The sequence below is a fragment of the Streptomyces sp. NPDC055013 genome, assembly GCF_053608645.1.
This window is the reverse complement of sequence record NZ_JBSGVW010000038.1, coordinates 84,799-93,408: the sequence shown is the minus strand read 5'-3', so window position 1 is coordinate 93,408 and position 8,610 is coordinate 84,799. Positions and strand designations below refer to the sequence as shown.

General features: G+C 69.2%; 9 protein-coding genes. 4 read left to right on the top strand and 5 right to left on the bottom strand.

Going from position 1 to position 8,610, the window contains the following annotated elements; genetic code table 11:
- Together ACWGDB_RS34390 and ACWGDB_RS34385 are read right to left on the bottom strand one after the other, a co-directional pair.
- A partial coding sequence (locus ACWGDB_RS34390) for a biotin carboxylase N-terminal domain-containing protein (protein ID WP_280842533.1) occupies positions 1 to 93 on the bottom strand: 93 nt, incomplete at its 3' end.
- A 353-nt stretch (positions 94 to 446) separates the two neighbouring features.
- The gene (locus ACWGDB_RS34385; RefSeq protein WP_453826053.1) at positions 447 to 1,196 is read right to left on the bottom strand and encodes a response regulator transcription factor; all 750 of its coding nucleotides are present in this window, start codon (positions 1,194 to 1,196) and stop codon (positions 447 to 449) included.
- Between the two features lie 553 nt (positions 1,197 to 1,749).
- Between ACWGDB_RS34385 and ACWGDB_RS34380 the strand changes: the two genes are divergently transcribed.
- Positions 1,750 to 2,460: a ScbR family autoregulator-binding transcription factor gene (locus ACWGDB_RS34380; RefSeq protein WP_453826052.1), complete on the top strand. Its 711-nt coding sequence runs from the start codon at positions 1,750 to 1,752 to the stop codon at positions 2,458 to 2,460.
- Positions 2,461 to 3,100: 640 nt separating this feature from the next.
- Here the strand turns inward: ACWGDB_RS34380 and ACWGDB_RS34375 are convergent.
- On the bottom strand, positions 3,101 to 4,105 hold the full coding sequence (locus ACWGDB_RS34375) for a ScbA/BarX family gamma-butyrolactone biosynthesis protein (RefSeq protein ID WP_453826051.1): 1,005 nt from the start codon (positions 4,103 to 4,105) through the stop codon (positions 3,101 to 3,103).
- Between the two features lie 209 nt (positions 4,106 to 4,314).
- On the opposite strand from ACWGDB_RS34375, the gene ACWGDB_RS34370 reads away from it, so the two are divergent.
- A complete protein-coding gene (locus ACWGDB_RS34370; protein ID WP_453826050.1) occupies positions 4,315 to 5,130 on the top strand; it encodes a ScbR family autoregulator-binding transcription factor in 816 nt (271 codons plus the stop codon).
- Positions 5,131 to 5,170: 40 nt separating this feature from the next.
- Here the strand turns inward: ACWGDB_RS34370 and ACWGDB_RS34365 are convergent, their stop codons facing one another.
- Both ACWGDB_RS34365 and ACWGDB_RS34360 read right to left on the bottom strand, forming a co-directional pair.
- Positions 5,171 to 5,845, bottom strand: coding sequence for a response regulator transcription factor (locus ACWGDB_RS34365; protein WP_453826049.1), 675 nt, complete (start codon positions 5,843 to 5,845; stop codon positions 5,171 to 5,173).
- Positions 5,846 to 5,909: 64 nt separating this feature from the next.
- A complete protein-coding gene (locus ACWGDB_RS34360) occupies positions 5,910 to 6,602 on the bottom strand; it encodes an antibiotic biosynthesis monooxygenase family protein (RefSeq protein ID WP_383632866.1) in 693 nt (230 codons plus the stop codon).
- Between the two features lie 247 nt (positions 6,603 to 6,849).
- Between ACWGDB_RS34360 and ACWGDB_RS34355 the strand changes: the two genes are divergently transcribed.
- Both ACWGDB_RS34355 and ACWGDB_RS34350 read left to right on the top strand, forming a co-directional pair.
- Positions 6,850 to 7,293, top strand: coding sequence for a nuclear transport factor 2 family protein (locus ACWGDB_RS34355; RefSeq protein WP_453826048.1), 444 nt, complete (start codon positions 6,850 to 6,852; stop codon positions 7,291 to 7,293).
- Positions 7,290 to 8,600, top strand: a complete 1,311-nt coding sequence (locus ACWGDB_RS34350) for a cation:proton antiporter (RefSeq protein WP_453826047.1) — start codon at positions 7,290 to 7,292, stop codon at positions 8,598 to 8,600. The genes ACWGDB_RS34355 and ACWGDB_RS34350 overlap by 4 nt, the downstream gene beginning before the upstream one ends.
- The last annotated feature ends 10 nt before the right edge of the window (positions 8,601 to 8,610 follow it).

Here is an 8,610-nt window from a genome sequence, read left to right as displayed (position 1 = left end):
GTAGACGGCCACGCTCGCGATCCCGGCATCCCGGCAGGCCCGGGCCACGCGGACAGCGATTTCGCCACGGTTGGCGATGAGCACCTTGCGCACGACTGACCCCCTCCTCAATCGGCAGGAATTCTGGGATGATCAAGCGCGGCCGGGGGAATTCCACTCCCGGGCAGGCGCCGAATACCTGTCCATACTCCGTGCGCGACCTCGGCGCTTTCAACAGCCGGCCATTAAGCCTTCGGACCAGATCCTCAGCGGGGATACGGCTTTGTTGGCGCAGCGCCAGGCAAGTGTCAGGGAATTGTCAGAAGCCCCGTCGAACAGCGCACGGCGGCAGAACAGTCGACCGGCGCGCAAAAGGGCATGGGCATGCGAAAGGGCGGGCTCCCCCGTCAGGAGCCCGCCCTTTTCGAAGTCGGCGGCGATGTGGTGACATCGCGCCGGGTGCGAGATCAGCCACTACCGAAGCGGAACCCCACTCCGCGTACGGTGACGATCCAGTCGCTGCCCCCCAACTTGCCGCGGAGGCTGCTGACATGGGTGTCCACGGTGCGACGGGACCAGGACCCACCCCAGACCTGCTGCATGATGCGCTTGCGTGAGATCACCGTCTCCGGATGGGAGGCGAGCAGATAGAGCAGATCGAACTCCTTGCGGGTGACCTCCACGACCTGGCCGTGCAGACTCACCTCGCGCGAGGCGGCGTCTATGAGCAACGGCCCGCGCGAGACGACCTGCTCGATCTGCACCTGCGGACGCGAGCGACGCATGACGGCGTCCATCCGGGCCATCAGCTCCCGGAAGCCGTAGGGCTTGACGAGGTAGTCGTCCGCGCCCGCCTGGAGACCGAGGACGCGGTCCAGTTCCGTCCCCCACCCGGTGACCGCTATGAGCGGGACGTCGCTCAGGGAACGGATGGAACGGCACACCTCCAGACCGTCCAGGTCGGGTAGTTCGAGGTCCAGCAGAACGATGTCCGACACCTGGTAGGCCTGCAGGGCCGCGTTGCCCGTGCCGACCCCCTCGACCTGATGGCCGTGTCGCCGCAGGCCGGCGGCGAGGGCCTCCATGTCGCCGGTGTTGTTCTCGACCACCAGGACCCGCCAGTTGGTCGCCGGCTTCCGGATCTGCGAGGTGATGGGCTTTCGGTACTCCAGAGTGCTGCTCGTTGCGCGTTGGCTCACTGCTCTCCCCCTGAACATGTAGTTCCCGCTCGAGCGCCTTGGCTTGTCGAGCCTAAAAACCTACCTCTCGGTTTGTCAAAAAAAAACTCGGTAAACTCACACTCTGTGACAACTGATGCGACTTTTGCCGGAGTTGCCGGACATGAAGGATCAATTCCGCCGCGAAACGTAACCGAGATCGTTTTTCTGGATCTTGAAAGTGGTCAAAATTCGCCCCTGTGCCACGAGAAAGCAATCACTGACGGCGGCTGCGGTTTGTTCTGGGTCTCAACAACCGGGCCTACTCGTCCGTAGATCGACTACCGAGGCCGGCCTCGTTCGACGCATTGCACATCCCCTGTGGCAGTGGTAGACCGTCCGGGATGTTCTCGGCTGACTGATTCCCTGCTTCCGCTTCTCCCTCGCCCTGGCCATGAGGTGGGAAAGTGTGATCTTCTGGGCAGTACTGACGGTGTGTCGATAGAAACGAGAGCCACAGCCGGACCCACGCTCCCGGCACTCGGGCATCCGCACCCCACAAACAAACCTTCAAGTCCGTTTCCTGGACTGCGGGATGAAAGGATTCAGGCAGGTGGGACTACAACAGGAGAGGGCGATCCGCACCCGCCGACTGATGCTGAAGTCGGCGGCGGAGGTCTTCGACCGCGAGGACTATGCCTCGGCCAGGCTCTCCGACATCAGCGCGCGGGCCAACATGAGCACGGGCGCGCTGCACTTCCACTTCGCGAACAAGGAGGACCTGGCCCAAGCGGTCGTGAGCGAGGCGCGCGGCATCCTGTGGCGCGCCGCGCGCCTCGCGTACGAGAAGAACTCCGAGCCGCTGCAGGCCCTCACCGACATCTCGCACACCCTGAGCCAGTTGCTGTCCTGGGACGTGGTGTCGCGGGCCGGGCTGCGGCTGGACAACGACCGGTCCCGCAGAGGGCGGGAGCAGTTCGCCCACGCGTGGCACGCTTGCGTGCAGCGCCTGCTGGACCGCGCGCGCCAGGAGGGCGGGGTCGCGGCGCAGGCCCAGCTGCCGGCGCTGACGTGTGCGATCGTCGCCGCCACGACCGGCATAGGAGTACTGATAAAGGGGGGTGAGGGCGACCGCACCCGGCTGGCCTTCACGGGGTTCTGGCAGGGCTTCCTGCCGGGGCTCGCCGCGCCGGGCCTGCTCGGCGCACTGAACCCCGCCGGCACACCTGACGTGGTCGACCACGCGGTCTCCGTCTCGCGTTACCTGCCCTACGTCACGGAGGAAGAGGACGACGCGGAGGCTGCGACCACGGGGGTGCGGTGATGCGGGTCCGGTACCGAGCCCGGGACCGGCCGTCGGAGCGGTCGCGGGGCCGGCTGCGGGAGCGGCCCGCCGGAGCAGCACGTGCGACCGGGGTGGGAGCGGCCCGCCGGAACGGACCGTCGGAACGGCCGTGGGACCGGCCCGGCGGAGCAGACCGTGGGACCGGCCCGGCGGAACAGCGCGTGAGACCGGCCTGTCGGAGCGGACCGTAGGAACGGCCCGGCACGGCAGCCCGTCAGACCGACCCCTCGGAACAGCGCACCGGAACGACACGTGCGACCGGCCGTGGGAGCGGGCCGCCCGAGCAGCCCGTCAGACCGGCCCGGCGGAACGGCGCGTGCGACCGGCCGTCGGAGCAGCCCGGGGGGGCGGCCGTGAGTTGGGGTGTCCGTCCTCGCGTCCTGGCGTGCCGTCAGCGGTGGACCGCCGGGCCGGGGTGACCGCGCGGGAGTGCGTGCGCCGCGTCCGCCCGCCCGGTGAAGAGCCCCTTGCCGGCGGCGGTGCGCGGATCGGCCACGGTCGTACGCCCCCGCGACGCAGGCCGTGGCGACCGTATGTCCGCCGCCCGGGACGGACGGGACGACCGGCGAATCCGCCGGAACTACCAGAACTACCAGCACCGCGGCCAGGACGTGCCGGATCAGCCGCCGTCCCTCGTAGCGCCGTCGCCCAAGGTCACGGTGAAGACGGGCTCGTCCTGCTGGAGGCCCTGCACACGCATCACGGTGCCCTGCTCCGCGGACCGGTCGGGTCCGGCGAGGATCCAGCAGGGCTCGGTCAGTTCGCAGTACTTGTGGAAGGCGATCCGCATCGAGGCGGGGTGGAAGTCGTGCCCGGGCGTCAGGACGTTGGCGGCCTGCCGGGCGGCTTCGAGGAGCACCATGCCGGGGACGTGGTCGTTGGGACGGGCGAAGAGTGTGGGGTGCGTGGTGTCCAGGCGCAGCCGCCAGCCGGGGCGATGCCTGGAGGGGGCGAGGACGACGTCCTTGCGGTCGCCGCGGCCGGTCTCGCGGGGCGCGACGGCCGGCAGCAGCGGCAGTGCGCGCCCCGTGACGGCAGTCCGCTCGCCGCGCAGCCGGCGGTAGACGCGGGCCGAAGTGCAGCCCAGGATGCCCATGCTCGTGGCGAGCAGCCGGCCGAGGCGCTGGAAGCGCAGGTCGACCCGCATGCCGACGAGGCGCCCGGCGCGCAGCTGGACGTCGGTGCACTCGACCACGACGTCGATCGCGCCCGAGGCGACCGCCATGGTGAACTCCGTTGTCTCGACCCGGTATCCGAGCTCCCGCATCAGGAACTGGTCGCCGATCGGCACTCCGAACTCGGCGTGGGCCAGCATCATCGTCGCCTGCCGGGTGGTCTCCGCGACGAGCAGCGGATCCTGACGCCCGCCGGGCAGCGGGGCGAAGAAGCGGTGTGCGGCGGGCCAGTTCACCGAGACCAGGAACCGGTGCTCGGTGAGGCGCAGCCACTCGACGGGGAAACGGTCCTCGGGGTCCGGGCGGTGGCACAGCTCGGCGGTGGCCCGGCCGTCGGGAATCAGAACCGGGGAGTCGGTCCGGTATGCGGGTCGTGAGGCGGACTCTTCCGAGGGGATCGGTGCGACCTGTCCGGCAAGCGGACCGGTGTGCAGGGCTGTGCTGGCCACGCCAGCGGGGTCGGGTCGCGCCTGCGCCGGGTCCATACCCGCGCGAGACTCAACAAATCGGTCGACTACAGATATCGCGCCATCAGGCATGGATTGCCCCCTGAGTCGATAAATGAGGGGATCGTTCCCCTCTCGACAAAAGACTGGCAGTCCGGTTCTCTTTGCGGGGGAACCTGACCAAGCTCTGACATAGAAACAGGCACGGACGCATGGCACGTCAAGCGAGAGCCATCCAGACCCGCAAGTCGATCCTGCTGGCGGCGGCCGAGGTGTTCGACGAGCGGGGCTACAGCACCGCCACCATCACGGAGATCATCGCGCGGGCCGGTGTCACCAAGGGGGCGCTGTACTTCCACTTCACCTCCAAGGAGGACCTGGCCCTCGGGGTGATAGCGGCGCAGCTGGAGCTCGGCCCGTTGCCCCCGCAGCGCACGAAGTTGCAGGAACTCGCCGACCAGGGCCTGTTGTTCGCGCACCAGCTGCAGCACGACCCGCTGACCCGGGCCAGCGTCGGACTCGCCATGGACCAGTGGAGCGAGAGCGCCGAGAGCGCCGAGAGCGGCAATCCCTTTCACGGCAGACCGTTCCAGTCCTGGGCGGACCGGCTCACCGGACTGCTCGTCGAGGCGCGCGAACGCGGCGAGTTGCTGCCGCACGTGGATCCGGCGGAGACGGCCGAGTTGCTGTCCGGGTCCTTCACCGGAATCCAGTGGACGTCCCAAGTGCTGTGTCAGCGCAAGGACTTGACCCGCCGTGTGATCTCCATGTTCCGCCACCTCCTGCCGACCATCGCGATGCCGCAGATCCTCCCGACGCTGGAACTGACCCCCGACCGAGCCGTGTCCCTGCTCGCATCGCGCGACGCGGCACTGGAGGGGGAGGACGCGCCGACCGACGAGGAGTACGACGCCGCGGCCGAGGACGGCTCGGCCTCGGAGGCCGGCCCGGCCTGGGAGCCCGACGCTTCCGCCACCCGGGTACCGGAAGGGAGCGCTGCCCCGGAGGGGGAGGGCAGCGCTGCCTGATCGGCCGTCCGCGACGGCCCCGGTGAACCGGCGTCGCACCTCACCGGAGCGGGGCGGAGGGCGACGTTTCCTCCAGCCGGTAGCCGACACCCCGGACCGTGGTGATCCAGCCCTCGCCGAGCTTGGCGCGCAGGGCGCTGACGTGGGTGTCGACCGTGCGGGTGGAGATGGCCCACTCGTCCGCCCAGACCCCGGCGATCAGGTCCCGGCGTGAGATCACCGTCTCCGGTGCCGAGGCCAGCAGCAACAGGATGTCGAACTCCTTGCGGGTCAGCTCCAGGGGCTGCTCCGCCACCCACGCCTCACGCGTCCCGGGGTCCAGCCGCAGGGCCCCGCAGGACACGCCGGCCGGACCCCCGCCGGTGGTGACGCGCCGGGTCACCGCGTTCATCCGGGCGATCAGCTCCCGGAAGCCGTACGGCTTCACCAGACAGTCGTCCGCACCCGACCGCAGACTGAGCACCCGGTCCAGCTCGGTGTCCCGGCTGGTGAACGCGATCAGCGGGGTGGTGCCCCGGGCCCGGATCTCGGCGCACACCTGCAGACCGTCGAGGTCGGGCAACTCCAGGTCGAGCAGGACGACTTCGGCCTGCTCCCATGCCTGGAGGGCCGCCCGCCCGGTGCGGGCCCGCCGGACCTGATGGCCGTTGCGCACCAGGCGGCAGACCAGGGGCTCGGCGGTCCCGTCATCCGGATCGATCACAAGTACGCGCATGTGCACTCCACTCCGGGCCGCGTCCGGGCGGCGCCAGGCACCTCCCCGTCGGCGGCCCGGACCGTCACTCGCCCGCCGACCGGGTGTGCACCACGCGGTAGGTGTTGGAGTCCCGCCAGATGGCCAGCGCGTCCACCGTGGCGTCGATCTTCTGCCGCTCCGCCGACCGCTGCGCCGCGGGCTGCTCGCGGAAGGCGTCGTATGCCTCCTTGCTGTCCCACTGGGCGTAGACGACGACCCACTTGCCCTCGATGCCACGGCCGCGCAGACCGCGCAGCACCGTGTGGCTGCGGTACCCGGGGACCTTCTGCAGCCAGTCCTGGGAAGCCCCGAGCGTGTCGACCAGGTCGTCCTGGTGCTTCTCGGCGACGCCGTACAGGTCGATGACCGTGTAGTCCTCGCGCTCCGGCCCGATCTCGGTGGGGCCGGCGCCCGGCTTCGACTGGGTGAAGACCGCCTCGTTCTGCAGGAGCCGGATCGCGGTGGTGATCTCACCGAAGAGCGGCAGGGTGCGGTGCTTGAACTCCTCGCCGGCGTACCGGGCCTCCAGGTCCTCGGTGGAACGCCACTGGATGAAGTTGGCGGTGCCGAACTTGGTCTGCCCGCTGTGCACGGTGCTGGAGATCCAGCCGTCGTAGGCGGCGGCGTCGACGATCTCGCGCATCGCCGCGAGCAGGCTGTCCTGCTTCTCGGCGGAGTCGGTCGAGAACAGGTTGAGGACGGTCAGGTTCTTACCATCGGCTGCGATCTTCGGCATTCTCTTCTCTTCCGGTAGATCGGGTGATGAAAGGTTGACGAAAGAAGCAGAACTCGAATTTCCGGCTCAGCGGATCAGTGCTTCCCGACCAGCATGACAAGCCATCAACTCCTGCTGAAGAGCGCTCTGTTCAGGACTCCGCGCGGATTGTCAGGTCTTTTCCGCCAGCGTCAGATCTTCCGCAGCTACGTCAGGTCTTCGACAAGTGCCCTTGGGTGCCCATTGGCCACCGCGCGATGCTCGGGCAATGAATTCCGTCACGTCAGCAGCCGAAATCAGTACCTTGCTGGACCGCTATCTATTGGGCCTCGACGAGGACAAACTCGACGACGTCTGGGCGCGCACGCTGTTCAGCGACGATGCCCGCGTCGAGTTCCCGATGGCCCGACACGAGGGCATCGAGGGACTCGCCGCCTGGCACCGGCAGGCACTCGACGCGTTCGCGCGCACCCAGCATCTCAACTCCCCGGCGGTGGTGGACCTCACCGGCGAGCAGCGGGCGGTGCTGCGCGCCAACCTGGTCTCCACCCACGTACACCATCCGGACGCGCCCGGCGATCCGCTGTTCGTCTCCGGCACCCTCGTCCACGGCGAGGCCCGGCACACCGAGCACGGCTGGCGTCTGACGGAACTGTCGTTCCAGCTGGTCTGGTCGACGGGCAACCCGCCGCGGCCCGGGGGCTCCCGATGACCGCGCTGGCGGCGGGGGGCGGGGAGCAGCAGATGGCCACCATGCTGCTCGGCATCGGCGTGATCCTGCTGGTCGGCGCCGCCCTCGGCGCGCTCGCCCGGAAGCTGGGCCAGCCGAAGGTGATCGGCGAGATCACCGCCGGCATCGTGCTCGGCCCGAGTCTGCTCGGCCTGTTCCCCGGCGACCTGACGGAGCGCCTTTTCCCGGGCGACGTACGGCCGTTGCTGTCCGCGGTCTCCCAGGTCGGCCTCGTCCTGTTCATGTTCGTGGTCGGCTGGGAGTTCGAGAAGCGGCTGATACGGCCGCACGCGCGGCTGGCGGCGGGCGTCTCGCTGTCGTCGATCGTGCTGGCCTTCGGGCTGGGCGTCGCCGCGGCGGTCGTGCTGTATCCGCACCACGACACCGTGGCCGGCAAGCACATCTCCTTCCTCGCGTTCGCCACCTTCATGGGCACCGCGATGTCCGTGACGGCGTTCCCCGTGCTGGCACGGATCCTCACCGAGAACAAGCTGATGGACACCCGGGTCGGCGCCCTGTCACTGGCCAGCGCCGCGATCGACGACGTCCTCGCCTGGTGTCTGCTGGCGTATGTGTCGGCGCTGGTCAGCTCGGACGGCAACTATGCGGACCTGGCCCGGATCGGGGCGCTGAGCGTGGTCTATGTCGCGCTGATGCTCATGGTGGTCCGGCCGCTGGTGGCCCGGCTGGTGTGGCGTTGGGCGGCGACGGAGCGCTGGAGCGCGCTGCTCGCGGTGCTGTGCGCGGGCGTGTTCGCCTCGTCGTGGCTGACCTCGTGGATCGGCATCCACCAGATCTTCGGCGCGTTCCTGTTCGGCTTCATCATGCCGCGCGAACCCCGGAGGGTGCTCGCGGCGAACCTGCGCCGGCCGCTGGACGACGTCAGCGTCGTGCTGCTGCCGGTGTTCTTCATCGTCACCGGCCTCGGCGTCGACCTCGGCTCCCTGACCGCGACCGACTATCTGTCCCTGGCCCTGGTCATCGCCGTGGCCTGCGCGGGCAAGCTGCTCGGCGCGATCGTCCCGGCCCGGCTGTCCGGCCTGTCCTGGCGTGAGTCCAAGGACCTGGGCGTGCTGATGAACACCCGTGGCCTGACCGAACTCATCATCCTCAACGCCGCCGTGAGCCTCGGAGTGCTCGACGGACGGATGTTCACCATGCTGGTGATCATGGCCCTCGTGACGACGGCGATGGCGGCCCCGCTGCTGTCCCGGCGCGAGCACCTCACGGCCGGCGTGACCGAGAAGGCACGTACACCCGTCGCGGACGCGACCGCGCCGCGCACCTGACGAGGGGGCT